Here is a 26,084-nt window from a genome sequence, read left to right as displayed (position 1 = left end):
TGGGACAGCGGTCATTTGCACAGCGTTGGTCACGCGGGATACCTCTCCGGGCATTAGGGCGCGTCGCGGAGCGGGGCTGTCATGCAGCACGCACAAAGGGACGAGCCAGGGCACATGTCACCTGGTCAATCCATTCGCGGAAGTGCGGGGAATTGGGCTGTGTGCCGTTTCAGTGTTGATGGGCCGCAGTGGCGACCGTGAACCAGTGTACGGGACGGGCGCCCGGATACCGAACCGGCGGAGTTGTGACGTGAGTGACTACGCCGCCGAGAACAGGCGGCTCAGTTCGGTGAGCCAGGGAACTGCCACCGCGACCGTCGGAACCACCAGGATGGCCACCGACGCCGTGTAGGCGGCGATGGCGACCGGCACGGCCGATTCGGAGGAGGCGAGTCGCTGCACCCTCAGCAACGTGCTCGGACCGCCCGCAGCCATCGCGCCCTTCGGCGCCGTGGAGCCGGAGCAGGCGACGAGCGCACGAGCGAGGGCTGTCGGCCCGGTGGCACGCACCGCCGAATCATCGGCGAGCATCTCGACGAGCAACTGCACGGAGCCGAGGGCGGACTTGCTGCGGACCACGGTGGGAAACGCGGCGTTGACCGCGGTGAACGCTTCGAGGACCAGGTCGTGGCGGGCGCGCAGATGCGAACGTTCGTGGGTGAGGATCGCGGTGATCTCGGCGTCGTCGAGATTGGCGAACGTGCCCTGGCTCAACACGACCCGCTGACGCAGGCCGGGCAGGCAGTACGCGATGGGTTCGGTGACGTCGAGGATTCTCAGGTCGGGCGTACGGGCCAGCGGGGACGTCGAGTCACATCGGTCCAGCAGATCGACGAGCATGCGGTGCCGGGCACGTCGGCGCCGGGTGCGGAACCCCACCTGAACAACCGCGAACATCAGCTTGGCGCCGACCAGCAGGGTGAGGGCGAACACCACCACGTACAGCAGCCAGAGGGGAAGGCCGAGCGCGTCGATCTCTTCCACCGGCGCGGTGGTGGGCCGTCCGTCCGGACCGGGCACGAGGAGCTGGCTGGCTATCGCGAGGCCGGAACTGAAGGCGGACAGGACGGCGGCGAGGGCGATCGCCTGCCACAGCACGAGCGCTGCCCGCGGAGCCCGGTGCGGCAACCGGGCACGGCTGAGCAACGCAGGAACCGGTCCTGCGAGAAGAAGGGCGAGTATGCCGAATACCAGCGCGGTGGTGGCGTCCATGTCCCACTCATCATGCATGACGAACGTCAGACGGCGCGAACGGTTCCCGTCTCGTTGCCGTCGCCGGACCGTTCCTTGGCTTCGAGCGCAGCCAGTGCCTCCCGGAGAGCGTCCGCCTCGTCCGCACCGACCTGGCCGACGAAGTGCACGAGGGCTGCGGCCCGGCTGCCGGACTTGTCGGCCTGCTGCAGGGCGTCGACCATGAGGCTGGCGACCAGTTCTTCGCGCTGATGCACGGGCAGGTACCGGTGGGCGCGATCATCGCGCTGCTGGATGACGAGGTGTTTCTTCGCCAGTCGCTGCAGCACGGTCATGACGGTGGTGTAGGCGAGTTCGCGACGCTCTGCCAGAGCTTCGTGCACCTGCCGCACCGTCTGCGGTTCCGAAGTGGACCACAGGTGATCCATCACTGCGCGTTCGAGTTCGCCGAGTCCAGCCATGGTCCGATTCTACGGATACAACGACGCGGATGCGTACTACTAGTAGTAGTAAAACCGCGCGAAGTCGTGTGGTAATGGTCATAGCGCGAACAGGTGGTTTACGGTCGGTGGACGGCCACCGGCCGTCGACTTCGGCGGCTGTGTCGCCGGGCGGGCTTTCGTTCTCGACATCGCGGGAGAGTGGGGACCTGGCGGATGAGTATCGACGGCAATGCAGTCACTGGGGACAGTGCGGCGGCGAAGGTCAGCGGGGCACCGGGTCGGGTAGCGGAATGGGTGCGCTTCGGCGTGGCCGGCGCACCGGTCAGCATCGCCCTCCTGGTTGCGATCTGGCTGGTGGCGTTCGCGACCTCAAGTGTGATCGGCGGACCCTCCCACGCGTTGTCGCAGCACGTGGCCCTCGGCATCCGGGCGTTCGAGCACGGATGGGTCTGGACCCTGCTGTCGGCGGGGCTGTGGGGCGACGACATCCTTGCCTATCTGACCACCACCGTTCTCGTCTTCCTGGCCGCGGCGCCGTTGGAGCGCCGGATGGGTTCGGCGCGGTTCGCCCTGGCGGCAGTGGTGACACAGGTGGTCGGTGGGCTGCTCGCGCTGGCGGTCGCCGCCGTCGCGAAGGTTGTGGACGCGGACTGGGGTTTCCGGCTCCATGTAGGTATGGCGGTCGGGCCGAGCACCTGGATCATCGGTGCGGCCATGGTGGCGAGTTCCGACATGGGCACCCTGTGGCGCCGTCGAATCCGGGTCGGCGTGCTCGCCTTCACCATCACGTTGGCCCTGTTCAGCGGATCCCTGCAGGACGTGGTCCGGCTCGCCGCCGCTGTCGTGGGCCTGGTCGCCGGACCCTGGATCGTCGGCCGCTCGGCGCGGGGCGAGCGGATCGCCGGCACCCAGCGAGAGGGCCGGGTGCTCGTTGCCATCGTGGTGGCCGCCAGCGCCGTCGGACCGATGATCGCAGCGCTCTCGGCGGAAGCGGTCGGACCCCTGGCCGTGCTGCGAGATCTGTTCCGGGGAATTCCGTACACCGCCACCGAGGTTCGCGACCTCTGCGAGGTGAACGCCGCCGACCCCGAATGCCGCCGCGGGTTACTGGAACTGCGACTGTCCGGGGTCGGGCCGACACTGCTCAGTCTCATGCCGTCGCTGTTTTTGCTCACCCTCAGCGACGGACTGCGGCGCGGCCGACGCTTCGCCTGGGTCGGGGCGGTGGTCGCGCAGGTGGTCCTGCTGGTGCTGTCCCTGCTCAACTTCGCCGTCCGGTTCATCGGCTCGTTCGAGGAGGAATCGCTGTTCTACGGGCTGGCGGACCCCAACCTGTATCGAACGCTGGTGCCGTTCCTGACCCCGTTGGTGATCCTGATCGTCCTCCTCGCCACCCGGCGATTCTTCGACGTCACCGCCCCCGCCGGAACCTACCGCCGCCTCGCTGTCACGCTGGCGGCGGTGACGGTCGGGCTCGCCGTCCTCTACGTCGTCGGCGGCCTGTGGGCCCGGAACGGTTTCGATCATCGGCCCTCCGCCACCACCCTGCTCGCCAATTTCCCGGAGCGCCTGATCCCACCCGTCTATCTGCAGTGGCTCGACCCACGCCTGCTACCGGTCAACGTTCCCGCGACCCTGCTGTACGAATGGACCGGGGTGGTGTTCTGGCTGACCGCATGCGGACTGGTGGCGGCCACCTTCCTGCGACCGGCGCTCGGTACGGACTCGGACGCCGCCGCCCGCGCGCGGGCCCTGCTGAAGTCGGGGAGTGGCAGTCCGTTGTCCTGGATGACGACGTGGCGGGGAAACAACTACTGGTTCGCCCCCGACGACACCAGCTACGTCGCGTACCGCGTCATCGCCGGGGTCGCATTGACCACGGGGGATCCGGTCGGCCCCCCGGAACGGCTACGGGACACCGTCACCGGGTTCGCCGAATTCGCCTCCGCCAACGGGTGGATTCCCTGCTTCTACTCGGTGACCTCCGCCGTGCGCGCCGTCACCGACGACCTCGGCTGGAGTGGCATCCAAGTCGCGGAGGAGACGGTGCTCGACCTCGGCACCATCGCCTTCACGGGCAAACGCTTCCAGGACATCCGCACCGCCCTGAACAAGGCGAAAAAGTCGGGCATCACCGCCGAATGGGTCAGCTTCCCCAGCGCCCCGTTGTCGATCACCGATCAAATCACGGCGATATCCGAAGAATGGGTGGCCGACAAGGGGATGCCCGAAATGGGATTCACCCTCGGCGGCCTCGACGAGGTCGACGACCCCGAGGTGCGCTGCCTGATCGCCGTCGACTGCGACCGCACCGTGCACGGGGTCACCTCGTGGCTGCCGGTGTACCGGGAGGGGAAGGTGGTGGGCTGGACCCTCGACTTCATGCGCCGCCGCTCCGAGGGATTCCGGCCGGCAATGGAGTTCCTCATCGCGTCTGCCGCGCTGAAACTCGAAGTGGAGAGAGCCGAATTCCTCAGCCTGTCCGGCGCTCCACTCGCGAAGGTCGAACAACCCGACCGCGACGCGGACGCCGCGGAACAGGCCGAATCGTCGAGTCTGTCTACCGTCATGGACAGCGTGCTCGATCTCCTCGGGCGCACCCTCGAACCGGTGTACGGGTTCCGATCGCTCCTGGCATTCAAGTCGAAGTTCCAGCCCCGCTACGTGGCGATGCACATGACCTTCGCGGACCCGGCCGCCTTGCCGAGCATCGGAAACGCCGTCGGACGGGCGTACCTGCCCACCGTGTCTCTGGGGCAGGGTGTGCGGTTGGTGCGCACGATGATCGGTGGTCGCCGACCCGGGCGGTGACTTAGGCCCGCTCCGGGCCGCCCACCGCGCCGTACACGTGGCGGGTGCCGATCGGCACCACCAGCGGACGGTCGGACACGGGGTCGCCGATCACCGCCGCTTCGAGCCCGAACACCTCGAGGAGGAGTTCGGCAGAGATGATGTCCTTCGGTGCGCCGGCGGCGACGACCTTGCCGTCACGCATCACGATCAGCTGGTCGCTGTATCGGATCGCCAGGTTGAGGTCGTGCAGCACCATTACGACGGTGCGGCCCATCTCCTCGTGCATCCGGTCCACCAAGTCGAGCACCTCGATCGAATGCGCCAGATCCAGGTAGGTGGTGGGCTCGTCGAGCAGCAGAATGTCGGTGCCCTGCGCCAACGCCATGGAGATCCAGGCGCGTTGGCGTTGCCCACCGGACAGCTGGTCGACGGGGCGGTCGGCCAGTTCGGAGACTCCGGTCAACGCAAGCGCCTCCGCGACCTCGCCTTCGTCGTCGGACGACCACTGCCGAATCCACGACTGATGCGGATGCCGTCCGCGGGCCACGAGGTCGGCGACGGTGAGCCCCTCCGGCGCAATCGGCGCCTGGGGGAGCATCCCGAGGATGCGGGCGACATCCTTGGTGCGGAGCGAACCGATCGCCTTGCCGTCGAGGACCACCGAACCGGACCGAGGTTTCAGGAGCCGGCCGAGCGCCCGCAGCAAGGTGGACTTTCCGCACCCGTTGGGGCCGATCACGGTGGTGATCACCCCGGTCTTCACCTCGAGATTCAGGTTCTCGACGATGATGCGGTCGCCGTATCCCAGGCTCAGGTCCTCGGCACTCAGCCGAGAGTCGGTCTGCACGGTCATGCCGAAACCTTCCGATTGTTGCGAACCAACAGGTAGAGCAGGAACGGCCCACCGAGGGCCGAGGTGACGATACCGACCGGCAACTCGACCGGCAGGATCGTCCGCGCGATCACATCGCTGCCGACCACGAGCACCGCACCCGTCAACGCGGACGCGATGAGGGGTGGCCCGGCCGACCGCACCAACCGCAGCGCCACCTGCGGGGCGGCGAGTGCGACGAACCCGACCGGGCCTGCCGCCGCTGTCGCGATTCCGGCGAGGGCCACCGCCATGAGCAGTAACCGGGCCTGCGACCACTGCAGTCGCACGCCCAGCGACACGGCATTGTCGTCGCCGAGGCGCAGCGCACCCATCGTGAACGAGGATCCGATCGCATAACCGCCGACGAGGACGACCGCGACCATCACCGGCCACACCTGACTCCACGACGCACCGTTCAGTGACCCGTTGAGCCACACCTGGGCGCGGGAGGCGTCGTTGATGTCCGCGGAGATGAGAAGCCACCCGGTGACGGCGATGAGCATGGCGTTGATGCCGATTCCGATGAGGATCAGCCGGTAGCCCTCGACCCCGCCGCGCCACGCGAGGAGATAGATGGTCAGCGCGGTCAGGAGTGCACCGCACAACGCGGCCAGAGGGATTCCGAGGGTGGCGAGGAGCCCGACGAAGCTGCCGCCTCCGCCGAGGACGATGAGGGCGACCGCGGCCGCACTCGCACCCGAGGTGATCCCGAGAATGTCGGGGCTGGCCAGCGCGTTGCGGGCGATCGACTGGGTCAGCGCGCCGGCGAGTCCGAGGGCCATGCCGATGAACACCCCGGTCAGCGACCGCGGCAGTCGTAAATCCATGACGATGAAGCTCTGCGCCTTGGTGCCGCCGCCGAAGAGGACCGTGGTGACCTCGGGAATGGACAGCGGGTAGTCACCGCGGCCGATGTTCAGGCACAGCACGAGGAACAGCGTCGCGAGGAGCGCAACGTTCACCGCGATGCCGAGGGGACGCAGGACGAGGGAAAGCGGACCGAGCCGGAAAGGCGGTCGTGCCGGGACCCGGGACTTCGCCGGCGCGACCGGATCGGGGCGGGTCTGGTCGTCGACGGTCACAGGCTTGCCAGCTTTCTGCGCCGCACCAACGCAATGAAGAATGGGGCTCCGAAGACAGCCAGGACGATCCCGACCTGAAGTTCGCCGGGGCGCACGACAACACGTCCGATGACGTCCGCGGTCACCAGCATCACGCCGCCGAGGAGTCCCGCGTAGGGCACCAGCCAGCGGTAGTCGGGGCCGGTGATCGCGCGTGCCACGTGCGGAACGACGAGCCCGATGAAGGCGATCGGACCGCAGGCGGCGGTCGCCGCCCCGGTCAGCAGGGTGATCGCCACGATGCCGAGGGCGCGGCTCGCACCGATGTTGGTGCCGAGGGAGCGGGCCACGTCTTCGCCGAGGCTCAACACATTGAGGCCCGGGGTGCTGGCGAGGGCCAGCAGCAGACCGATCACGAGGAACGGCAGCACCTGCCAGAGCACATCGAATCCGCGTCCGGCCACGGAACCGACCACCCAGAACCGGTAGGAGTCGAGGCTGGCCTGGTCGACGATGATGATCGCGTTGGTCATCGCCTGCAGGAAGAAGGCGACCGCGGCCCCGGCCAGGGCGAGGCTCAACGGGCTGGCGGCTCCGTTGCCGATCGATGACAGGCCGAACACCACCACGCTCGCGAGGAACGATCCGGCGAAGGCGAACCAGAGGTACTCACTCGGGGCGCTGAATCCGAACAGGTACATCGAGAGGACGACCAGGAACGCGGCGCCCGCGTTGAGGCCGAGAAGGCCCGCGTCCGCGAGGGGATTACGGGTGTGACCCTGGATCAGCGCACCCGCAACCCCCAGTGCCATTCCGACGACGAGGCCGAGGATCGTGCGGGGGCCACGCAACGTACGGACGATGATGTCTGCCTGGGACCCGTCCGCGTCGAACAGCGCGGAAAAGATCTCCGTGAACGAGAGGGGGCGCGCCCCGACCGCGATGCTGGCGAGCAGCACGAGCCCGAGCAAGACCACGAGGACGCCCAGTCCGATCAGCCGGCGGCGGCGGATCGCGGCGACGGACCCGTCCTTCTCGCGGGCCACGAATCCCTCGTCGTCCGCTGTACGGTCGCGGACCACCTCGGTACCGGACCGCTGAACCAGGCGCCGCAACGAGCGCTTCGGGCCGATCGCGCCGAGGCTCGTCGCATCCCGGGTCACGAGACCGACCCACCCCTTGCCCGAGCTCTGCCCGGTGTTGCCCTCCCGAAACCCTTTGTTCCAGACCGCTAGTCCGACGGCAATTGCGACGGTTGCACCACCGAAGACGACCCGGTCTGCCTGACCGCCGCCGTTGCTGTCACTGAGCGCATCGACGAGGTACCAGCCGAGAACCAGGGGAATGGCTACCACGACCGCATCCAGGAATCCTGCGAGTGCCCGCAGGGGCAGGGGAGCCGGACCGCGCGGAATGTCGCGCTTCCCGTACTCCTCGTCGGTCGGCAGGTGCGGGAAGTCGCTGCCGAACTGTCGCGTCGTCGTCACTGCGGGAAAAGCTCCTGACGTGTGTGCACCGGAACCGAATCTGCACCGATTCAACTACTTAGGTTACGGAACCCTATCTCTGATGTTCCTCCGGGCGGTATGTCCACTTCCGGCGCGCTGCAGTGGGTGCTCTACATCACAGGAAAGCAACTCTTGTAATTTGGTTAGGCTCACCTATGTTGAGAAGGGTTCCACCCCGACCGATTGGAGTGCACGGTGACTTCTACCCTGTCTGCCCCCGCGACCGCTCTGGACGCGTCCTGCGCGCGCCTTCGCTCACTGAATCCCGACTATCCGCGCATGTATGCCGTCGCATCGATGGCCGACGAGGGAAAACGGCGGTGGTGGTCGCTCGCAGACGATCTGGACGGTGACCGCGTTCCGCGTATGTGGGCCCGCTCCCTCGAAGACGTTCCGGACCCCGACGTCGCCGCGATGCAGGTCGCCACCTCGCTCATCCACGCCGTGGTCGGGCGAGTCACCGCGCTCGTCGTCCTCGAAGGGCGCGCCTGGGACCCGGGCCTCGAGAATCTGTGGATTCACATGGACAGCGACGGCGGCATCGATTGGGCGGGGCTCGCCGACGACACGATGCGGGTTCTACCCGACGATCCGTGGGCCGGCACGCGGGGCACGGTGACAGTGCCGTGCGAACGAGCACTCCTGGTCTGGACCGTTCACCGGTGCCTCACATCGCTACACGCGATTTTCGACGCGATCGCGCGGTGCACGCCGATCGACGCCTCCCGCTTCTGGGGTCTGGTCGGGGAAGCAGTACTCGGCGCCTCGACATACGTGCCGATCCTCGCAGGCGAGGGGGAGTCGGCCGCTCAGCGCCGCGGTCAGGGCATATTGGACGCCTTCGTGGCCGCCGGTGCGCCGGTCCGGTGGAAGACCCGGCTGACACGGATCCACTGAAGCGGTTGCGAAATTAGGGCAGCCTTGCCTATAGTCAAGGGGCCACGTCGGCAAGCACGAACATTTCGAGCCGAACTGCCGGACCGTACCGGAGTCCTGAGGGCTGCAGCGACTCCCGGTCCACTCATGGCGGGCCTCACACCGAAGGGTGTGGGGCCCGCCGATCTGTTTTCGGCCCACCTGCTTCCCGCTCCCACACCGACGTCGTGTAGGCAGGAGAAACGAATGCGCTGCGACAGCGCCCAGTGATCCAATGGAGTGTGTGATGGTGGGTTCCCCCGAACGGCAGGCCACGAACGGCGACGGTCAGATCGGCACCGACGCGATGCTTCAGCGATTGGGCAAGGGATTCGATGGTGTGATCGGTCTCGAGTACACCGAACTCGGTCCGGATCGCGTGTGCGCCCAGTGGACGGTCACCCCGGACCTGCAACAGCCCGCCGGAATTCAGCACGGCGGCGTGTACTGCGCGGTCGTCGAATCGGTGGCAAGCACGGCCGGAATGATGTGGTTGGGCGGTCGGGGACACGTGGTGGGGGTCAACAACAACACTGACTTTCTCCGCGCCACACGCGACGGCACGCTGACCGCCGAGGCCAGCCCGATTCACCGCGGCCGCACCCAGCAATTGTGGGAGGTCCGGATCACCGACGAGAGCGATCGGCTGGTCTCGAAGGGTCAGGTCCGATTGGCGAACATCACGGACACAGCCTCGCTGGGCAAGTGACCGAGCTCGACTAGTCGGCTCGGTGCGGGTGGGGTCCGCCGACAACTCGCGCATCCGTCAACCGGGCAACGCCATCTCGATCGCCACGAACTGATTCGCTTGCTATCGTCGAGCCATGCCGTTCGCGAAGCGGCACCTGCCCGGACTGAGCCGCCGTGACCTGCTCAGACTAGGGGCGCTGGCGGGGTCTGGCATGGCCGGCGCCGCGCTCTCGGCGGCGTGTGCGTCGAAGAACGGCAATTCGGAGACCGGCCGCCCAACATCGCCTGCGCCGCCGGAGGAACTCGGCCAATTCGATCCCTCGTTGCCAAGCGGACCGCCCACTGGACTACCCCGGCGCGCCGCTTGGGCCAGCACCGCGGCCGCAGAATTCTTCCTCGCCCTCGGCGCCGGGGTGGAAGCCGCGTCGGGGGAACGGGGATTGCAATACCTCACCGCCTTCTCTGGCGACGACCCGACGAAAAATCTCCGCCAGCTCGAAACGTTCCTTGCGCGTGGCGTCGGCGCACTGGCATTCCAACCGCTCAACGCGGTAATTCAACGGCCCATCCTCGATGCCGCCTTGCGGCAAGGCGTCTGCGTGCAAGGCATCATCACTCAGCCGAGCACGCTCCAGGTCGCCGCCAACCAGTACGACATCGGTTTCACGCAGGGTAAGGCAGCAGCGGATTTCGCGACCGCGCGCCTCCAAGGGAACGCGAAAGTGCACTACTTCAACCTGGATTCCGCCTCACCGCAGCTGCAGCTGAGGCACGCCGGCGTACTGGATGGCCTGCGGAGCGCAGGCAGTGGCTTGAGTGTGGTCAGCGATGTGGATGCGCCCGACATCTCGACCGCCAATGGTGCCGCGATCATGAGCACCGTCATCGCGGAGCAGCCCGACATCAGGATCATCCTCGGTGGTGACACCCTGGTGGTGGGCGCCTACAGGGCATTGGATCAGTCCGGCAAGCTTGCCGACGACATGTACTTCTCCGGTGTCGACGGCGATAAGGAGGCGCTGGCACTCGTCAAGAACGACGGACCCTACCGCGCCAGCATTGCGTTCCCGTGGCACCTGATGGGATACGGTCTGGGACAATTCGCCGCCGACTGGATCGAGGGCAAGCAGATCCCGCGGGTTATCGTGGCAAAACCGATCGTGCTCGATTCGCCAGGCAGCGTAGACACTTACATAGCGGACAACGCGAATCCCGCAGCGGTCTTCGCCGATCGCACGCGGTACGAACGTTACCTGCCGCTGCTCGGCAACGTCAGTTACGCCACCCGCGAGATCGTTTGGCATGAGGAGTACGTACCGAGGTAACCGCGGTCATCTCTCGACGGCGTATACCTTCCCGTTGTCATTGCCGAGGTAGACCAGATTGTCGGAGACGGTCGGCGAGGACCAGACCTGCCCGCCCATAGGAGTTTTCCACCGTACCGCGCCGTCCTGCGCGCCAAGGGCATAGAGGTAGCCGTCCCAGCTGGCGACGTACACCACGCCGTCTGCCACGGCCGGTGACGAATGAACCTGACCGCCGGTAAGGGTCTTCCAGCGGACTTCGCCGGAGCCGGCGTCGAGCGCATACACGTTCTTGTCGTAGCTGCCGACGTAAACCAGGCCCCCCGCTGCCGCCGGCGACGAATAAACCTCGCCGCCGGTAAGGGTCCTCCAGCGGACTTCGCCGGAGCCGGCGTCGAGCGCATACACCGCGAAGTCCTCGTTGCCGAGGTAGACGCGTCCGTCCCCAACGGCCGGCGACGACCAGACCTGGCCCCCCACTTGGCTTGCCCAGTGCGCCGTGCCGGTGTGGGCATCCAGCGCGTACACGTACCCCTCGGTTCCGAGGTACACCACATTATCTGCGACCGCTGGGGCCGCGGCGGCGGCACCGTTGGTGCGGGTCTTCCAGCGCATCGCACCGGTGGCCGAGTCGAGCCCGTAGACGTACCAGTCGGTAGCACCGAAGTACACCGTCCCGTCGGACACCACCGGTGAAACCGGGAACGTGTCGCCCGGGTTGCCGGGTGCGGTCTTCCAGCGCTCTTCTCCCGTCTTCGCCTCGAGTGCGTAGACGTTCCCGTCCCAGCTCGCGACATAGACCAGTCCGTCGGCGAAGACCGGCGACGGCCTGACCCGGTCCCCGGTGGCAGCTGTCCAGCGCTCCACCCCGGTCGCTGCGTCCAACGCGTACACGTTGTTGTCGTAGCCGCCTATGTAGACGAGGCCGGCACCCAGGGTCGGCGCCGAGAAGATGATCACGGTGCCAGCCGAAGCAGTCCACAGCACCGCTCCGGGTCGACCGGAAAGCGTGGGAGAAGAGGACTTCCCGTCCGAGGAGGACGTGAACAACCAGATCGCGGCCCCACCGGCCACAAGCACTGCCCCTGCACCCAAACCGGCCAGGACTTCCCGGCGGCTCGGCCCGGTTCTGCCGACCAACGGTTGATCCGTCGGCGGAGATGCCGGTGTGAGCGGTGGCGGCCCCAGACTGTCGAAGGACGGATGGCGCACTTCCGGCGACGATCCGGTCTGCAAACCTACGGGTCCCGAAGCCGGCGCTCTGGAGTGGAATTCGCTGGGCAGGTTCGCAACCTGCGTTTCGGTGTCGTCCGGTCCCGACAACATCGTCACGGATGCGGATGCGGTGGCCGAGGTGCGGTCGGACGCGAACTGGCCCGGTTCGGCCGAGAGGCTGGGTTTCAGGGCGAGCAGCTCCACACACATTTCGGCGGCGCTGGAGTAGCGATGGTCTGGCTCGAGGGCAAGGGCCCGCTTCAGCACGTCGTCGAAGACGGTGCCGAGCATCGGTCTCACCTCAGAAGCCGGAACGTAACGACGCTCCAGCTGCGAGGCGAGGATCTGCCACGGGTTATCACCAGGGAAGGGCAGCCGGTCGGTGAGGAGGTGATACAACATACATCCGACGGAGTACACGTCGGAGCGCGCATCGACGAGTCGGCTGTCGCGAGCCTGCTCAGGTGCCAGATAGGCGACGGTGCCGATAATGTTGCCGGTTCCCGTCAGCAGGTTACTGCAACCCCTCAGGTGCGCAATCCCGAAGTCCATCACCTTCACCGCTCCGGAATCAGTGAGCATAACGTTCGCCGGCTTCACATCTCGGTGAACAACTCCGCGTTCGTGAGCGTGCTGCAGCGCACTCAGCACGTCACCCATGACGTGGACGAGGAGAGGCAGCGCAAGCGGGCCATCCGTGCGATGACGCTGCTGCAAGGTCGTCCCCGAAACGAGTTGCATGACGAGGAAATGCGCTCGCTCGCCGCCGAGCATATCCTCACCCAGGTCGTACACATGGACGATCGCTGGGTGGTCGAAGCTGGCAACAATTCGCGCTTCCCGACGAAATCGCTCCAGGCAATTCCCCGTGGGATCCTCTTCGAGAAGTTCGGTTCGTAGCACTTTGACCGCCACCGGACGGTCCAGAACAGAGTCCCACGCGCGGTACACGCGACCCATTCCACCGATGCCGAGCACCGCGTCCAAGCGGTACCGATGTGCCAGTACTCTCGCGTCGTTCATGCGCGCCTACTAGTCCGCCAGCCCGATACTGGCGCTCTCCGGGTGCTGTGGGATGCCGAAGAAATGACCTTCCAACCCGCGAGTCTAATCCGGTACAGCGGAGTGGGTCGACACTTCCGCGCGGGATCACCGGCTACCCGGCGCTCGAGGCGATCCTGCCCGAGGTCAGAACGACATCCCAAGCTGGCGGCTCGGCCAGACCATCACCGTGGATGAACCAGCGGACCATTCAGTGACACGAACGGGCGGAGGGCACCCAGTAGCCGGGTGCCCTCCGCCTGTGTTCGCTGTGGTCGGGAACTAGCCCGCGGCCTTGCGCTGCCCTGTAGCGGTCGACGGTTCGATCGAAGCCTGCTTCTCGCGCTCGTGGCGTTCCAGCTGTTCCATGGCATTGCGGGCGAACACCCATTGTTCGGTGGACGCCATCTGTGCGCGTCCACGACCGAGGAACGTCACCGTCCACGACAGCAGAGTGGACAACCGGCTGCGGAAGCCGACCAGGTACATCAGGTGGATCGCCAGCCAGGCCACCCAGCCGATGAAGCCGCTGATCTCGAGCTTGCCCACCTTCGCGACGGCGCTGAACCGGGAGATCGTGGCCATGCTGCCCTTGTCGAAATACTTGAACGGCGGGCGATCCTCGGGCTTGTGACCGTGTAAGCCGGCGATGATCTGCTTGGCCGCGTACTTACCGCCCTGCATGGCGACCTGTGCCAGCCCCGGCAGCTTGTCCAGCGACATCATGTCGCCGATGACGAAGACCTCGGGGTGACCCGGCACCGACAGGTCGGGGTTCACGAGCAACCGGCCCGCCCGGTCGACCTCGGCCTCGGACTGGTCGGCGATCTGCTTACCCAGCGGGCTTGCCTGCACACCGGCCGACCACACCTTGCACTGCGACTCGATGCGCCGCTGGGTTCCATCCTTGTCCTTCACCACGAGTCCGTCGACGTCGACGTCCGTGACCATCGCGCCCAGCTGAATCTCGATGCCGAGCCTCTCGAGCTGCTCGGCTGCCTTGCGGCTCAACTTGCCGCCATACACCGGCAGCACGTCCCCGGCGCCGTCGAGGAGAATCACTCGGGCCTCGCGCGGGTCGATGTTCCGGAAAGCGCCGGACAGAGTGCGGCGCGACAATTCGGCGATCTGCCCCGCCAACTCGACACCCGTCGGACCCGCACCCACCACCACGAACGTCAGCAGCCGGGCGCGTTCTTCCGGATCGTGGGACAGCTCCGCCTGCTCGAAGGCGCCCAGGATGCGACCACGCAACTCGAGCGCGTCATCGATCGTTTTCATTCCGGGCGCGAACTCGGAGAAATGGTCGTTACCGAAGTAGGACTGGCCTGCCCCCGCCGCCACGATCAGGCTGTCGTACGGAGTGATGGTGGTCCGGTCCAGGAAGCGGGACGTGATGGTCTTCGTTTCCAAGTCGATCGACTCGACATCGCCGAGCAACACCCGAGCGTTCTTCTGCTTACGCAGCACGAGCCGGGTGGCGGGCGCGATGTCGCCGACGGAAAGAATGCCGGTGGCCACCTGGTACAGCAAGGGCTGGAACAGGTGGTGAGTGGTGCGCGCAATCATGGTGATGTCGACGTCGGCCTTCTTGAGGGCCTGCGTGCCGAACAGACCACCGAAGCCGGATCCAATGACCACGACGCGATGGCGGCGTGACTCAACCGACTGGATACTCATTCCGTGCTCCTCGAATCTAGGCGACGTGTGTAACGGTAGTCGTCTTGCCCACGGGCGTCTCAGTAAGGCTTGCTTCGGACGGAATCGATCCAGAGAACCGGCCGGTGCCCGCGAACAGCGACAGGCGGGTGGTTCCCTCGCCGAGGGAACCACCCGCCTGTGCGGTTGACGCAACTACCGCGCTCGCTCGATCCGCCGCGTCGGCCGCGATTTCTCGTCGGTCGGCACGATGTAATCCGACTTGATCGAGTAGACGAACAGTGCGATGACGCCCACGACCACCACGAGAATGGTCAGCACGACCACCACGTAACCGAATCCCACACCTATTGCTGCCCAGTCCATCGGACGCACCTCCTCAGTCGCTGCTCACGCTACTGCGCAGGGTAGCCGCTGTCGTGGCGTCAGCGGGAAAGAACGATTCGATGGCGAGTTCCGCCACGGTCACGTCGAGTGGGGTGCCGAACATCGTCGTTGTGCTGAGGAAGGTCAGCTCGGCGCCGCGGTGGCGTATACGGAGCGGTACGACGAGGGAACCGGCTGGGTCATTGGCTTCCGATATACCGCCGGGGTAGCCCCTCAACTCGTCGAGCAGGTCCCGGAGCCGGTCGTCGCCGGTCACCGCGATCTGGTGTGCGAGCCGATGCAGAAGATGCCCGCGCCACTGGGCCAGATCCACGATGCGCGGCGCCATCCCGCCCGGATGGAGACTGAGGCGCAGCACGTTGACCGGCGGTTCCAGCAACGACGGCGCACAGCCGTCCGTCAAGATCGCCGCCGCGTCATTGGCGTCGACCATGTTCCAGTGCCGGTCCACGACCACCGCCGGATACGGCGAATGCGCGGTGAGAATCTTCTCGATCGCGTCCGCAATCGACGCCATCGACACATCCGACAGGCGGTGCTCGGGGAACTCCGGAGCGAATCCGCCCGCGAGCAGCAGTTCGTTCCGCTCGCGCAGGGGAATGTCCAGATGCTCACTCAGCCGCAGCAGCATCACCCGCGTCGGCTTGGATCGCCCGGTCTCCATGAAGCTGACGTGCCGCGCCGAGACCTCTGCCCGATTCGCCAGCTCCAGCTGACTCAACCGGCGGCGTTCCCGCCAGGTTCGCAAGTGGATGCCGACGTGCGAAGTATGCCGATCGTCCAGGGTCGTCATGCAGGCCAGCCTAGGGTGGCGGGGTGGTCGCGGCCATTACCTCCGACGTCATGAGTGGCGGTCACGTCAGGTCGTCGAACTCGCCATTCACCCAGGCACAGTGGCGGGTGGCCGAGTACTCGAGCGCCGCCCGACCATCGGTGTCGATGGAATTGTCGAAATTGCCGATGATGCGGTCGAATTCGAGCTGGGACAGCTGGTCGGCGATCCTCCTGACCACGGCGGCCGAGAGTGGCAGTCGGTTGGGATACGAGCGTAGAAACGACACCGTGCGGCGGTCCGGATTGGGGAAGACACCGTCCCCGGTAAGTAGAACACCCTTCCCGTCCGCGCCGTCGCGCCAATGCGCCACGGCACTACCCGGGAAGTGCCCACCGATCTGATGCAACGTCAGCCCCGGCGCGACCTCGTGGGTGCCGGACCAGAACTCGATCGGGCCGTCGGCGCGCGCCAGCCATGCACGATCTGCGTCGGCCACGAGGATCGGAACATTTCCGAGTGCCTCCGACCACTGGGATTGGACGCCGAACATGTGCGGATGACTCGCCGCGACCGCGAGTACGGGCCCGTGGGCGGCCACGGCCTCGACCGCGGACGGGTCGATATGGCCGATCGGATCCCACAGCAGCGATCCGGCCGGGGTGCTCAGCACCAGTGACTGCTGGCCGATCGCGACCTTCGGTTCCACCGACAGTCCGCGCAGCCCGGGTTCGAGTTCGCGCTCGACAATGCGGTGACCGGAACGGGTGAGGTCCTCGGCGGTCGTCCACTCCTGACCACCCAGCGGGATGTACTGGCGTTCGTCCGCACAGATTGCGCATTCGTCGGGAAGGGGCGTTGTGGGGTCCTGTTCGACGCCGCACGTGGCGCAGAGATGAAATAACACCCCTCGATCATGCATCCTCATGGCTCACCGAGTTGCTGTAATCCTGCGGTGGCCACCTTCGCGCAGGACTGTGCCGACTCGGTGAGTAGCAGCGCTCCGCTCGGCGAGGTTGACCGAGCTGTGGCCGGCCTCACACCTTCGCGTGTGCAGGAGTGCGGGAATATGCGGGGGACCGGCGGGGTTGAAGAGTCCGACGGTGTTCGACCCAATGCCCCGGGTACCACATCAATATTGTCGCTGCGAGCGACCACTTGCCGAGAGGCGCACTGGCGGGCACCGTCACCCTACTTCGAAGTAACCCAGATGCAGACGCCATCCGGGAAACACACCCACTGGCCGGGGATTTCGACGTTCTGGCTGGGGGAGACGGTGCTGGGCCCGGATCCGGGCGAGGCAGGCTTGGCGGAGGCGAATCCGGCGGCGCCGGTCAGTGAGATCGCGAGCGCGGCGAGGGCGGCAACGGTGGCGCGGGCTGTCGTCGTTCGGATCATGCTGCTCCTTGATTGTTGGCGGCCTGTGTGCCGCTACTAGAAGCTTGCGCCATCCCCGACACAGGAAATAGGCACCGCAGGGTGCTGGTCGGCCACCCTGGTATCGCATGCGCCGTCTCTCGCCACGAGCCGCCTGGTCGATTGCACCGCCGACGACGCCGTCAGCTTAAGCTGACGGCGTGGAAAGCGGCGAACAGCAGGGCGTCAGGGGAGTCGAGGGGCTCTCAGCGCTGTGGGTTCACTACGACAGTGTGCAGAACATGAGCGAAGCAGCCGTGGCGGCGGCCGAACGGGGCGACGAGGAAACTGCTGCCCGGCGGAGGGAACTCGCAGAACGGGCTCAGCTGCGATCGCCGGCGCCCAGTCATCTCGACGCCCTGGCGATCAGCATCCACCTCGAAAATGAACTGCACAACGCGCGATTCGACGTCGTCAGGCGCGCATTGGCTGAGGGAGCCAGTTGGTCCGACATCGGACGTGTTCTCGGGATGAGCAAACAATCCGCCCACGCCTGGTACCGGAGACGTCATCGGAAACCGGCTGTTCCGAACCCCACTGCGACATCGCGATAGAACGAGGTCGACCCGTTCAGAACCAAGGCCGTCGCGCCACCGTCAGCATGTGTTGACGGCAGTCGGTCGCCGCGACTCAGGCTTGAAGCATTCCATTGTGGGAGTTCTGCATCTGCAGGCAGCGCAAGGTGGCTGAGTTGTACCGGTCGGACGCGGTGCTGCTGCCGACACTGTCGGTGCCCATCGCAGATGCTCCGGGGGAGATAACGGAGTATTTCGCCAACCTGATCAAAGCCGATCCCAAGATCCGCATGGAGGAAAGCGTCAAATACTCGGATTGCAATCTCGCGTACGACGTGGGTCGCTGGGTCATCAATGCCAATGGCCAAGATGCGGCAGCCAGGGTGACGTGGGTGTATCGGTACGAAGAGGGTAAGTGGCTGATCGCCCATCATCATTCGTCGGTGAACCCGCAGTGAGCCGGAAGGGTTGCCGACGGGGAGCGCGACAACGGACGCCGGGGGTGCCCCGTCCGCGCGCTAGTTGACATAATGTCGATTATCGGCAAATTTTCCACCTGGAGTTTTACCACTCACGTCGCCCGAAGTGGTCTGCAGGTATACCTGTGGACGCTTTCTCTCACGGCCGGCTGTCGGTCGGCCTCCCGTTTGTCTGGCCGGACTTGCACACCTGCGCTGGAGCGCACTCGCGAGACATCCGAACCGGCGCTCGCCGGAACGTCCGGATGATTCATGCCGTTGGATAATATGCAGCCCCAGCGAGCGTCCCGATATGTGGACGGGTTGCGACGAGTCGGCCGCATACGTGCCCGTGCGAGCCTGAGACCCCGCTGCCCCGTGCGCCCGAACTTCCAGCCACCTGACCGCATTTCGTCACTGTGACGTAATGGCGGCCAGTGGTACGGCGTCCACTGTGGTCAACCCATGGCCTAGCATTCGCGCTCGCACGCGCGTCGTCGCGTTGTACCGCTGCCGGGATGGTTCAGGTGTGAGAATGACGGAATGGCTGAACGGATGTCGGACGAGGAATGGCGCATCTTCGTCTCGGCGGGAACACGCACGGGCAAATTGTCGACCGTCCGCGCCGACGGCAGCCCCCACGTGGCCCCCATCTGGTTCGTCCTGGACGGTGACGACCCCGTGTTCACGACCGGCAAGACCACCGTCAAAGGACGCAACCTCCTCCGAGACGGGCGTGCCGCGCTGTGTGTCGACGACGACCGTCCACCGTTCGCGTACGTTGTGATCACCGGCACAGCCGAGGTGTCCGAGGATCCTGCCGAGCTGCGCCGGTGGGCGGCGCGGCTCGGTGGCCGGTACATGGGAGTCGACCGAGCCGAGGAGTTCGGCGAACGCAATGGCGTCGCAGGCGAACTGCTGGTACGCCTGCGGATCGGGAAGGTCCTGGCACACCGCGACGTCGCCGACTGAGCGGTGCTCTTCGGGCGAACGTGGCCACAGGACGGGGACGATCGACATAGATTTTGCGCATGCTGATTTTCGGGACCACTGTCATCGGGGCACGCGACATCCGCCGGGCAACCGCGTTCTGGGCCGGGGCACTCGGGCTGACCGCCGGCGATCCGTTCGGCGGCAACGGCTTCACCAACCTGTATCTGCCCGACGGGCGGCCACTGCTGTCGATCCAGCAGAGCGACCACGATGCCGAGCCCGAACCGCGAATGCACCTCGACCTCTATGCCAGGGACAGCGACGACCAGGCGGCCGAGATCGAACGACTCGTCGGGCTCGGCGCACGACGGGTGCCTTGGGACCGCTACCCCGACGACTCCGATTTCGTGGTCCTCGCCGACACCGAGGGCAACCTCTTCTGTGTCGTCGACAACGCCGCTGCGCCGGAGCAGGCACGCCTCGACCTGCCCTGACCTGCATTCCATCACGCGGATAGGCCAGCGCGGAGACCTTGCGGCTTCGGCGAGGTTGGGTACCATACGACCTTCGGCGCCATTCGAAGGGAAGGTTGCGTTGATGTCTCGCCTCCAACGCACTGAACTGCACGGGGACGAAGCTGCTTATCACCTCTCCGGTGAGGGTGAGACGCTCCTGCTGATACACGGCATGGCCGGCAGCTCCGACACCTGGCGTGCGGTTATCCCCCAGCTCTCGCGCCGGTATCAGGTTCTGGCGCCGGACCTGCCGGGCCACGGCAGGTCCGCCAAACCGCGCGGTGACTACTCCCTCGGCGCATTCGCCGCGTGGTTGCGCGATCTCCTCGACGAACTCGGCATCCCACGGGTGACGGTCGTCGGGCAGTCGTTGGGCGGCGGAGTGGCGATGCAATTTTCCTACCAGCATCCGGAACTGTGTAATCGGTTGGTGCTCATCGGTAGCGGTGGGCTGGGACGCGATGTCAATTGGACGCTCCGGTTGCTGGCTGCGCCGGGAGCCGAGTTTCTCCTGCCTCTGATCGCGCCGGGGGTCGTGCGTGAGGCGGGGAACACAGTGCGCTCGTGGCTGGGGGCGGCGGGTCTGCGGTCGGTGCGGGGTGACGAGATGTGGCAGTCCTACGCATCGCTCTCTGATCCGGATACGCGGCAGGCATTTCTGCGTACTTTGCGCGCCGTCGTCGACTACCGGGGTCAGGCCGTCAGTGCGCTGAGCCGCCTCTATTTGAACGCCGACCGGCCCACCCAGTTGATCTGGGGCGACTCGGACCGAATCATTCCCGTCGCTCACGCCTATGCGGCGCACGAGGCAATGCCGGGCAGTCGGCTCGCCGTCCTCGATGGTGTCGGCCACTATCCGCATCTGGAGGCGCCTGGTGAGGTTGTCAGCATCATCGACGACTTCGTCTCCGCACACCCTGCACCCGCTCGAGGGTCCGGCCGAGGCTTCCCCGGCCGGGCGGCCGGATGGGAGGCTGAAGGGAGCCATTCCGGCGTTTCCTCGTACTCGGCAGGAGATAACCAATGCGACTTCCCACACTCGGACAGCTGCCCGGACGGATAGCGACCGGAGGTTTCATCCTGCATTCGGGACTTCAGAAGTGGCCCGGCGACGAGCAGACGGCCGCGGGTATCCATGGCATGGCCGCGGGCGCCTTTCCCTTTCTGAACGGAGTGCCGCCGGCACGATTTCTGAAGATGCTGTCGGTGGCGGAGATCGGCACCGGTGCCGCACTGTTGGTGCCGCTCGTGCCGACCGCGCTGGCCGGCGCGGCACTCACCGCCTTTTCCAGTGGTCTGGTCGCGATGTATGCGCGGACACCAGGACTGCGTAACCCGGGAAGTATCTGGCCGAACGAGAACGGGTTAGCGGTCAGTAAGGACGTATGGATGCTCGGGATGGGGCTCGGGTTCCTCCTCGACGAGTGGACACGCACCCGCCGATCCGGCACATCCACGGGCGTCAGTCTGCGCTGAGTGCCTCCTGAGCCTGGAGATTCTGCACAGGGGTGCGCAGGGATGCGACGACGTCGGAGTAGAGGGTGGTTTTGATCTCGCGCAGGGTGCGGCCGCGGGTGGCGGCCAGCCCGCGGGCATGTTCGATTGCTCTGGGGAGGACGACGTCCTCGGCGGCGACGTTGTCGACGAGGCCCGCGGCGTGCGCTTCGGCACCGCCGTAGCGGTGACCGGTGACGAGGGCGGTGTGCGCCGCAGGCGCAGGCAATCGCGCCGCGAGGAGGGCAATGCTGCCGGGCGCGTAGCTGGCGCCGATGCTGATCCCGGGCAGGCAGAAGTAGCCGCGGTCTTCGCGCATAATCCGGTGATCGTGGGCGGTGGCCAGGATGGCGCCGCCACCGAAAGTGTGTCCGGGTAGGGCTGCGACGGTGGGCAGCGGGAACGTCAGGATCCGGGCGAACAGTTCCTGCACGCGGTCGATGTAGGAGTTCAGCTTGTCCGTGTTCTGCACGACCCACGTGGTGTCGAGGCCGGTGGAATAGAACTTGCCGACGGCGGTGGTGACGAGCGCGCCGGGACCGTCCGTGCTTTCGACCTCGTCCAGCAGATCCGCGACCTGCTCGAGCCAGTCCGGGTGGAAGGCATTTTCGCTGTCGCGACTTCCCCGCTCGCCCAGGTAGAGAACGAACACGTCTTCGGACCGCTCCAAGTAAGGCATGCCGCGAGGCTACCCAACGGCGGCGGCGAGCACCCGTCGAATAGACGGGCTGTGCGTGAAGTTTCAACCGCAACCGGCCAGGGTATGTCGTGTTTCTACAGCTGAGGCGGTGAACGATGAAAACTGGAACAGGTGTTGCCGACGGGCGAACTGTTCGGGATTACATCAACGCGGTCGCCCGGTGCGTTCATGCCGATTCGATCGATTGGTGGGACTCCGAGGGCGTCGATGTCGTTCTGGTCCTGCCGTTGCGGTTGCGCTACCTGCCGGGGCGCAATGCGGTTCTGGTGTGGAACCGGCGCTTCGGGTGGTCGCTCGGTGCGGAGGGGGTCGGGCGCGGCAGCATCGTCGTCATCGAGGGACTCGGGATCGGGCGGACCCCACCGCCCGCGCTGTGTTCGGACCGCGCCCTCGAGTTGATCGACGGATACTTCCGGTCGACGCCGACGCAGATGGACGACTCCGATCCGAACCGTGGTACCGCAGAGAGCCTTTCGTCGATAGAACACGATCGTTGTTCGCGGATCGGTACGGAGACTGCCTGGCGCGGGCGCCGCGACCGGGTGGTGAAGCGTCCCTGATCGCCGCGTCCGCCGACCCGGAAGACCGGTGTCGTGCCGAAGCACGGCCTCGTCGGCTGTAGGGCTCAACCGACAAGACCTGGCCGAAGTCGTACCCGGGTATGACTGCGACGTGCTGACCGCATACCCGAGGCGGTAGCAGTCGAATCATCGCCACATTCGTGGCCGTTGCCGGGCATGTTCCGGGCCGTATGCGGTGTGCGGTGGTGACGGAATTTCGAATCGGCGGCACCGAAATGGGCATGGCGACAGCCTTTTCGTGGTCTGCTTACTGCCGTGGTGTGGGGCTCTGCCGTCCGGTCCGGATCAGCAGGATCCCATCGATGGACACGTCGACGTGCCAGTGCGGCTCGTGGTCGCCCGAACGGGGGTGCGGATGTTGGTGATGAGCCCCATGGAGGCGCTGTTCGTGCTGTTCGAGACACCGTCCCATCCGCTGCACGTGGGGGCGCTCGAACTGTTCGATCCGCCGGCCGAGGCCGGTGCGGACCACGCTCGGACGATGTTCGAGGCGTTGACTTCCCAGGAGGAGTCGTCCCAGCTGTTCCGTAAGCGGGCGGTTCGCCCGCTTCGAGGAGTCGGTTATCCGTGGTGGTCGGTCGACGATCGGTTGGATCTGGGGTATCACGTGCGGCACAGCGCGGTGCCGGGCGCCGGACGGATGGACGATTTGCTGTCTCTGGTGTCCCAAATGCACGGCATACCGCTCGATCCGCAGCATCCGATGTGGGAGATGCATGTGATCGAAGGACTTGCCGACGGGCGGACCGCCGTGTACTCGAAGATTCACCTGTCGCTGATGGACGGTCCGGCGGGTTTGCGGTTGCTCCATCATGCCTTGTCGAGTGAGCCCGACGACACGAACTGCCCGGCGCCGTGGACACCCGGTGTCGCGGCGATGTCACAGCGCACCTCACCCTTCCCGGTGGCGGCCGTCCGTGCGGGCTGGCGGGCGGCGACCAGCCTGGTGGGTGTGGTCCCGGCGGCCGCGAAGGCCACCTTGGACGGCCTCCGTGAACAGCATCTGACCCTCCCCCTGCAGTCGCCCCCCACCATGCTGAACGTGCCGGTGGGCCGGGCCCGGAAGGTGGCGGCGCGTTCGTGGCCGATTCGTCGCCTGCTGGCCGTCGCATCGGCCGCCCGCACCACCATCGACACGGTCGTTCTCGCGATGTGTTCGGGCGCGCTCCGCAGCTATCTGCTCGAGAATTACGCCCTACCGGATGCGCCGTTGACGGCGATGCTGCCGGTGCCACTCGACCTCGGCGGTCCTGCGATCGGACCGCGCGGGCGGGATCATGGTGTGGGTGCGATGGTCGTGGGCCTGGCCACCGATGAACGCAGTCCGGCAGCGCGTCTGGCGCGCATCACGGACGCCATGGAACACACGCACAGGGTGTTCGGTGCGCTCAGCCACAACCAGTTCCAGCTGATGAGCGCGCTCGCGATCAGTCCGATACTGCTCGAACCGGTGCGGAGGTTCGTCGACGACACTCCCCCGCCGTTCAACGTCATGATTTCGTACATGCCGGGCCCGTCGAGGCCGCGGTACTGGAACGGCGCCCGCCTGGACGCCGTGTATCCGGTGCCGACGATCCTCGGCGGTCAGGCGCTGAGCATCACGGTCACCAGTCGGGCGGGGCAACTCGATGTCGGCGTGGTCGGCGACCGTCACGCGGTCCCCCACCTGCAGCGCATCATCACGCATCTCGAGACGTCGCTCAGTGACCTCGAGAGCGCGGTCGCGGCATCCGGAACCTGAGGCGCGGTTCGGCGTCTACTCGATCGCCTGCCGCAGTGAGCTGATGCCCTGTTCCCAGCATCGGGTCACGTGGTCACCGACGAGGTCGTCGAACGCGAGGCACGCCGCGGCGCCCAGCAGGATGTCGTCGCCGGTCGACGGGCGCGCGGACACCAGACCGCCCGCGAGGTCGCGGCAGACAATCTGCTCGTGCACGGAGTCGGCTTCGACGTGCTCGTCGAAGAACAGCGTGGCGGCCTTGCCGAAGCCGAGCCGGGTCAGTCCGGCGCTGTATTTCTTACTCGGCAACGCCGAGGTGGTTTCGACCGCGCAGAGGTGCCCGACCAATGCACCCAGACGGCGGCGGTGAAGACCGAAGAGCGAGAGCGCGTTCAGGGACGCCAGGGTGATCGCCGGAACGGCGTCGATGTAGTGGGCGTAGCGGTCGGAGAGCCCGAGTTCCCGCATGGTGGTAGCGAACAGCGCGGAGTGCATGCGTTCGGGGCGGCCACCGCCGTATTCGTCCGATTGCACTTCGACCAACGCCGCCTTCGGTGCGCCGGCGAGTCGCGGGATGCCGAGCGTGTGCACGTCGGCTTCGCGGAGCTGGTTCAGTGAGCGGTGGACGAGCAGTTCGCGGAAGTGCTGGCGGTCGGCGTCGCGTGCCATGAAGGTGGACAGACCGGGTCCGGCGGTGGGTGCGGTCATTCTCCACAGTTCCGCCACCACATTTGTTGTATCGGTCGGCGGGTTCGCGACGATCCGGATGGCCGCCTCGAACGGAACCTCCAGAGCTTCCCGCGCCGCGAGCAGATCGGTGTTCCACTCCCAGTCGTCTCCGACGCCCGCAATGCCCTGCAGATGCAGTTCGTAGAGGGCGGTGAGACAGATCTGGGCGTCCTCGTCGTAGAGGATGGCGGGACGCCCGTCGACCGTCGTGTCCGCGGAAGTCTCTGCGAGGGAACGCGCCGCCGTCACCAACGATTCGCTGTCCTCGACGTCTCCGCGCAGAATGGAGAACAAGAGCTCACTCACGGGGCCGCGCGATGCAGGAAACGGCATCGCGGATCCGGAAGGGGCCACTGTCTCCGACAACGACCGAGAGTGCAAGGTGGTCATATGGACTCCAATTTCACAACGGGAACCGACGGATCCGACGTGACCATCACGGTGTGCCCGGATGGGCCACTTCTCGTCCGCGGTTCGGCGCAATTGTTCGATACCGACGGTAACCCGTTACCGTCGAACCGGGCCACGGTGGCGCTGTGCCGGTGTGGAAGAACCGGCATTGCGCCCTTTTGTGACAGCTCCCACAAGAAGAAACTCCGCCGTCCGTAGAGGCGGCGGCCCGGTTCACTTCTTGTCTTCGCCCTTACCGACACCAGTTTCGTGTGCAGGTCCGACGCCCTCGTCGCTCGACTCCGCCTGCTCGGTGTCGGCCGCCGGCTTCTCCTCCGACGGTGACGCTACCGCTCCGCGGGCGGTGTCGTCGGGATCCTTGTCCTGGAGCCGGTTCGCGTCGACGTGCTCGTCGTGCTCCGGACGGCCCTCGGCCGTGCTGGTGGTGCGGCCGTCGTAGGGCGGTGTTGCGGGCTGGGCGTCTCCCGGTGGAGTGGAGCCGCCGGCCGGCCCGGCGACGTGTTCCCGACCGGGATCGGGGCCTTCACCCGTCGTGGCCACTTCCTCCTGATCCAAAGTTCCCGGCTCCCGGTCCGACGGACCCGCCCCGGCTTCGTCCGGACCCGAGTCGCGTGAGCCGACGGGACCCCGTTCGGCTTGCGGCTCCTCTTGGAGCTGCTCGCCTGGTTCGGTACCCATGATTCCTCCTCGACAGCGCTGCGAAGCGTGTGTCCTCGACGGACCCACTGTTGTAGCTATGCCCCGGACTGCGCGGGCCAA

General features: G+C 66.3%; 27 protein-coding genes. 13 read left to right on the top strand and 14 right to left on the bottom strand.

The features are described 5' to 3' along the window. Window positions 1-258 precede the first annotated feature (258 nt). Both GFS60_RS15395 and GFS60_RS15390 read right to left on the bottom strand, forming a co-directional pair. Window positions 259-1,212, bottom strand: a complete 954-nt coding sequence (locus GFS60_RS15395) for a M56 family metallopeptidase (protein WP_159922486.1) — start codon at window positions 1,210-1,212, stop codon at window positions 259-261. Window positions 1,213-1,238: 26 nt separating this feature from the next. Next, entirely contained in the window at window positions 1,239-1,652 is a 414-nt protein-coding gene (locus tag GFS60_RS15390) for a BlaI/MecI/CopY family transcriptional regulator (RefSeq protein ID WP_109330087.1), read from the bottom strand. A 195-nt stretch (window positions 1,653-1,847) separates the two neighbouring features. Between GFS60_RS15390 and GFS60_RS15385 the strand changes: the two genes are divergently transcribed. Next, window positions 1,848-4,445 carry a bifunctional lysylphosphatidylglycerol flippase/synthetase MprF gene (locus GFS60_RS15385; protein ID WP_159922484.1) on the top strand — a complete coding sequence of 866 codons (2,598 nt, stop codon included), beginning with the start codon at window positions 1,848-1,850 and terminating at the stop codon, window positions 4,443-4,445. A 1-nt stretch (window position 4,446) separates the two neighbouring features. Here GFS60_RS15385 and GFS60_RS15380 read toward each other — a convergent pair whose 3' ends face one another. Genes GFS60_RS15380 through GFS60_RS15370 form a run of 3 tightly spaced genes read right to left on the bottom strand, consistent with a single transcriptional unit; the run spans window position 4,447 to window position 7,849 of the window. Then, complete coding sequence (locus GFS60_RS15380; protein ID WP_109330083.1) at window positions 4,447-5,280, bottom strand: ABC transporter ATP-binding protein; 834 nt, start codon at window positions 5,278-5,280, stop codon at window positions 4,447-4,449. Further along, complete coding sequence (locus GFS60_RS15375; RefSeq protein ID WP_159922482.1) at window positions 5,277-6,383, bottom strand: FecCD family ABC transporter permease; 1,107 nt, start codon at window positions 6,381-6,383, stop codon at window positions 5,277-5,279. The genes GFS60_RS15380 and GFS60_RS15375 overlap by 4 nt, the downstream gene beginning before the upstream one ends. Continuing rightward, on the bottom strand, window positions 6,380-7,849 hold the full coding sequence (locus tag GFS60_RS15370) for a FecCD family ABC transporter permease (protein WP_159922480.1): 1,470 nt from the start codon (window positions 7,847-7,849) through the stop codon (window positions 6,380-6,382). The genes GFS60_RS15375 and GFS60_RS15370 overlap by 4 nt, the downstream gene beginning before the upstream one ends. Window positions 7,850-8,053: 204 nt before the next feature. Here GFS60_RS15370 and GFS60_RS15365 point away from each other — a divergent pair, with 204 nt between their 5' ends. From GFS60_RS15365 to GFS60_RS15355, 3 genes are all read left to right on the top strand, one after another. Further along, on the top strand, window positions 8,054-8,767 hold the full coding sequence (locus GFS60_RS15365) for a hypothetical protein (RefSeq protein ID WP_159922478.1): 714 nt from the start codon (window positions 8,054-8,056) through the stop codon (window positions 8,765-8,767). Between the two features lie 265 nt (window positions 8,768-9,032). Continuing rightward, window positions 9,033-9,494, top strand: coding sequence for a PaaI family thioesterase (locus tag GFS60_RS15360; RefSeq protein WP_159922476.1), 462 nt, complete (start codon window positions 9,033-9,035; stop codon window positions 9,492-9,494). A 115-nt stretch (window positions 9,495-9,609) separates the two neighbouring features. Continuing rightward, window positions 9,610-10,800: a sugar ABC transporter substrate-binding protein gene (locus GFS60_RS15355; protein ID WP_159922474.1), complete on the top strand. Its 1,191-nt coding sequence runs from the start codon at window positions 9,610-9,612 to the stop codon at window positions 10,798-10,800. A gap of 6 nt (window positions 10,801-10,806) precedes the next feature. Here the strand turns inward: GFS60_RS15355 and GFS60_RS15350 are convergent, their stop codons facing one another. The 6 genes from GFS60_RS15350 to GFS60_RS15325 form a co-directional block, all read right to left on the bottom strand. Next, the gene (locus tag GFS60_RS15350) at window positions 10,807-12,954 is read right to left on the bottom strand and encodes an outer membrane protein assembly factor BamB family protein (protein WP_236603501.1); all 2,148 of its coding nucleotides are present in this window, start codon (window positions 12,952-12,954) and stop codon (window positions 10,807-10,809) included. A 363-nt stretch (window positions 12,955-13,317) separates the two neighbouring features. Next, window positions 13,318-14,715, bottom strand: coding sequence for an NAD(P)/FAD-dependent oxidoreductase (locus tag GFS60_RS15345; RefSeq protein WP_159922470.1), 1,398 nt, complete (start codon window positions 14,713-14,715; stop codon window positions 13,318-13,320). A 174-nt stretch (window positions 14,716-14,889) separates the two neighbouring features. Then, window positions 14,890-15,060, bottom strand: coding sequence for an adenylate cyclase (locus tag GFS60_RS15340; protein WP_159922468.1), 171 nt, complete (start codon window positions 15,058-15,060; stop codon window positions 14,890-14,892). Window positions 15,061-15,073: 13 nt separating this feature from the next. Then, a complete protein-coding gene (locus GFS60_RS15335) occupies window positions 15,074-15,874 on the bottom strand; it encodes a helix-turn-helix domain-containing protein (protein WP_159922466.1) in 801 nt (266 codons plus the stop codon). Between the two features lie 61 nt (window positions 15,875-15,935). Next, entirely contained in the window at window positions 15,936-16,760 is an 825-nt protein-coding gene (locus tag GFS60_RS15330; RefSeq protein WP_159922464.1) for an MBL fold metallo-hydrolase, read from the bottom strand. A 284-nt stretch (window positions 16,761-17,044) separates the two neighbouring features. Next, window positions 17,045-17,251 carry a hypothetical protein gene (locus tag GFS60_RS15325; RefSeq protein WP_159922462.1) on the bottom strand — a complete coding sequence of 69 codons (207 nt, stop codon included), beginning with the start codon at window positions 17,249-17,251 and terminating at the stop codon, window positions 17,045-17,047. A gap of 179 nt (window positions 17,252-17,430) precedes the next feature. Between GFS60_RS15325 and GFS60_RS15320 the strand changes: the two genes are divergently transcribed. From GFS60_RS15320 to GFS60_RS15295, 6 genes are all read left to right on the top strand, one after another. Next, entirely contained in the window at window positions 17,431-17,823 is a 393-nt protein-coding gene (locus GFS60_RS15320; protein ID WP_236603146.1) for a hypothetical protein, read from the top strand. Between the two features lie 128 nt (window positions 17,824-17,951). Beyond that, window positions 17,952-18,242: a nuclear transport factor 2 family protein gene (locus tag GFS60_RS15315; protein WP_236603145.1), complete on the top strand. Its 291-nt coding sequence runs from the start codon at window positions 17,952-17,954 to the stop codon at window positions 18,240-18,242. Between the two features lie 543 nt (window positions 18,243-18,785). Then, window positions 18,786-19,214 (top strand): PPOX class F420-dependent oxidoreductase, encoded by a 429-nt coding sequence (locus GFS60_RS15310; protein ID WP_159922458.1) that lies wholly within the window; start codon window positions 18,786-18,788, stop codon window positions 19,212-19,214. 59 nt (window positions 19,215-19,273) lie between these two features. Further along, entirely contained in the window at window positions 19,274-19,669 is a 396-nt protein-coding gene (locus GFS60_RS15305; protein WP_159922456.1) for a VOC family protein, read from the top strand. A 103-nt stretch (window positions 19,670-19,772) separates the two neighbouring features. Further along, complete coding sequence (locus GFS60_RS15300; RefSeq protein ID WP_159922454.1) at window positions 19,773-20,753, top strand: alpha/beta fold hydrolase; 981 nt, start codon at window positions 19,773-19,775, stop codon at window positions 20,751-20,753. Beyond that, entirely contained in the window at window positions 20,714-21,166 is a 453-nt protein-coding gene (locus GFS60_RS15295; RefSeq protein ID WP_159922452.1) for a DoxX family membrane protein, read from the top strand. The genes GFS60_RS15300 and GFS60_RS15295 overlap by 40 nt, the downstream gene beginning before the upstream one ends. Here GFS60_RS15295 and GFS60_RS15290 read toward each other — a convergent pair. Beyond that, window positions 21,153-21,863: an enoyl-CoA hydratase/isomerase family protein gene (locus GFS60_RS15290; protein ID WP_159922450.1), complete on the bottom strand. Its 711-nt coding sequence runs from the start codon at window positions 21,861-21,863 to the stop codon at window positions 21,153-21,155. The two genes, GFS60_RS15295 and GFS60_RS15290, sit on opposite strands and share 14 nt — an antisense overlap. A gap of 116 nt (window positions 21,864-21,979) precedes the next feature. On the opposite strand from GFS60_RS15290, the gene GFS60_RS15285 reads away from it, so the two are divergent. Further along, on the top strand, window positions 21,980-22,444 hold the full coding sequence (locus GFS60_RS15285; protein WP_159922448.1) for a DUF6292 family protein: 465 nt from the start codon (window positions 21,980-21,982) through the stop codon (window positions 22,442-22,444). A 376-nt stretch (window positions 22,445-22,820) separates the two neighbouring features. Next, window positions 22,821-24,206, top strand: a complete 1,386-nt coding sequence (locus GFS60_RS15280; protein ID WP_159927218.1) for a WS/DGAT/MGAT family O-acyltransferase — start codon at window positions 22,821-22,823, stop codon at window positions 24,204-24,206. Window positions 24,207-24,221: 15 nt separating this feature from the next. Here the strand turns inward: GFS60_RS15280 and GFS60_RS15275 are convergent, their stop codons facing one another. Then, window positions 24,222-25,304: an iron-containing redox enzyme family protein gene (locus tag GFS60_RS15275; RefSeq protein WP_159922446.1), complete on the bottom strand. Its 1,083-nt coding sequence runs from the start codon at window positions 25,302-25,304 to the stop codon at window positions 24,222-24,224. Between GFS60_RS15275 and GFS60_RS15270 the strand changes: the two genes are divergently transcribed. Further along, the gene (locus tag GFS60_RS15270) at window positions 25,305-25,523 is read left to right on the top strand and encodes a CDGSH iron-sulfur domain-containing protein (RefSeq protein WP_109330043.1); all 219 of its coding nucleotides are present in this window, start codon (window positions 25,305-25,307) and stop codon (window positions 25,521-25,523) included. Between the two features lie 15 nt (window positions 25,524-25,538). Here GFS60_RS15270 and GFS60_RS15265 read toward each other — a convergent pair whose 3' ends face one another. Continuing rightward, entirely contained in the window at window positions 25,539-26,003 is a 465-nt protein-coding gene (locus tag GFS60_RS15265; RefSeq protein ID WP_159922444.1) for a hypothetical protein, read from the bottom strand. Window positions 26,004-26,084: the final 81 nt, after the last annotated feature.

This window comes from Rhodococcus sp. WAY2 (genome assembly GCF_009859915.1).
GTDB lineage: Bacteria > Actinomycetota > Actinomycetes > Mycobacteriales > Mycobacteriaceae > Rhodococcus_F > Rhodococcus_F oxybenzonivorans.
Note: the sequence above shows the minus strand (reverse complement) of the source record. Positions and strands in the feature narration are given on the sequence as shown.

Bases quoted from the DNA above. Each gene is read 5' to 3' on its own strand.
- GFS60_RS15390 (WP_109330087.1), bottom strand. From the start codon at position 1,652: ATGGCTGGACTCGGCGAACTCGAACGCGCAGTGATGGATCACCTGTGG.
- GFS60_RS15325 (WP_159922462.1), bottom strand. From the start codon at position 17,251: ATGATCCGAACGACGACAGCCCGCGCCACCGTTGCCGCCCTCGCCGCG.
- GFS60_RS15345 (WP_159922470.1), bottom strand. From the start codon at position 14,715: ATGAGTATCCAGTCGGTTGAGTCACGCCGCCATCGCGTCGTGGTCATT.
- GFS60_RS15385 (WP_159922484.1), top strand. From the start codon at position 1,848: ATGAGTATCGACGGCAATGCAGTCACTGGGGACAGTGCGGCGGCGAAG.
- GFS60_RS15380 (WP_109330083.1), bottom strand. From the start codon at position 5,280: ATGACCGTGCAGACCGACTCTCGGCTGAGTGCCGAGGACCTGAGCCTG.
- GFS60_RS15275 (WP_159922446.1), bottom strand. From the start codon at position 25,304: ATGACCACCTTGCACTCTCGGTCGTTGTCGGAGACAGTGGCCCCTTCC.
- GFS60_RS15280 (WP_159927218.1), top strand. From the start codon at position 22,821: ATGTTGGTGATGAGCCCCATGGAGGCGCTGTTCGTGCTGTTCGAGACA.
- GFS60_RS15355 (WP_159922474.1), top strand. From the start codon at position 9,610: ATGCCGTTCGCGAAGCGGCACCTGCCCGGACTGAGCCGCCGTGACCTG.
- GFS60_RS15295 (WP_159922452.1), top strand. From the start codon at position 20,714: ATGCGACTTCCCACACTCGGACAGCTGCCCGGACGGATAGCGACCGGA.
- GFS60_RS15285 (WP_159922448.1), top strand. From the start codon at position 21,980: ATGAAAACTGGAACAGGTGTTGCCGACGGGCGAACTGTTCGGGATTAC.
- GFS60_RS15335 (WP_159922466.1), bottom strand. From the start codon at position 15,874: ATGACGACCCTGGACGATCGGCATACTTCGCACGTCGGCATCCACTTG.
- GFS60_RS15310 (WP_159922458.1), top strand. From the start codon at position 18,786: ATGGCTGAACGGATGTCGGACGAGGAATGGCGCATCTTCGTCTCGGCG.
- GFS60_RS15270 (WP_109330043.1), top strand. From the start codon at position 25,305: ATGGACTCCAATTTCACAACGGGAACCGACGGATCCGACGTGACCATC.
- GFS60_RS15395 (WP_159922486.1), bottom strand. From the start codon at position 1,212: ATGGACGCCACCACCGCGCTGGTATTCGGCATACTCGCCCTTCTTCTC.
- GFS60_RS15300 (WP_159922454.1), top strand. From the start codon at position 19,773: ATGTCTCGCCTCCAACGCACTGAACTGCACGGGGACGAAGCTGCTTAT.
- GFS60_RS15265 (WP_159922444.1), bottom strand. From the start codon at position 26,003: ATGGGTACCGAACCAGGCGAGCAGCTCCAAGAGGAGCCGCAAGCCGAA.
- GFS60_RS15350 (WP_236603501.1), bottom strand. From the start codon at position 12,954: ATGGGTCGCGTGTACCGCGCGTGGGACTCTGTTCTGGACCGTCCGGTG.
- GFS60_RS15340 (WP_159922468.1), bottom strand. From the start codon at position 15,060: ATGGACTGGGCAGCAATAGGTGTGGGATTCGGTTACGTGGTGGTCGTG.
- GFS60_RS15360 (WP_159922476.1), top strand. From the start codon at position 9,033: ATGGTGGGTTCCCCCGAACGGCAGGCCACGAACGGCGACGGTCAGATC.
- GFS60_RS15290 (WP_159922450.1), bottom strand. From the start codon at position 21,863: ATGCCTTACTTGGAGCGGTCCGAAGACGTGTTCGTTCTCTACCTGGGC.
- GFS60_RS15305 (WP_159922456.1), top strand. From the start codon at position 19,274: ATGCTGATTTTCGGGACCACTGTCATCGGGGCACGCGACATCCGCCGG.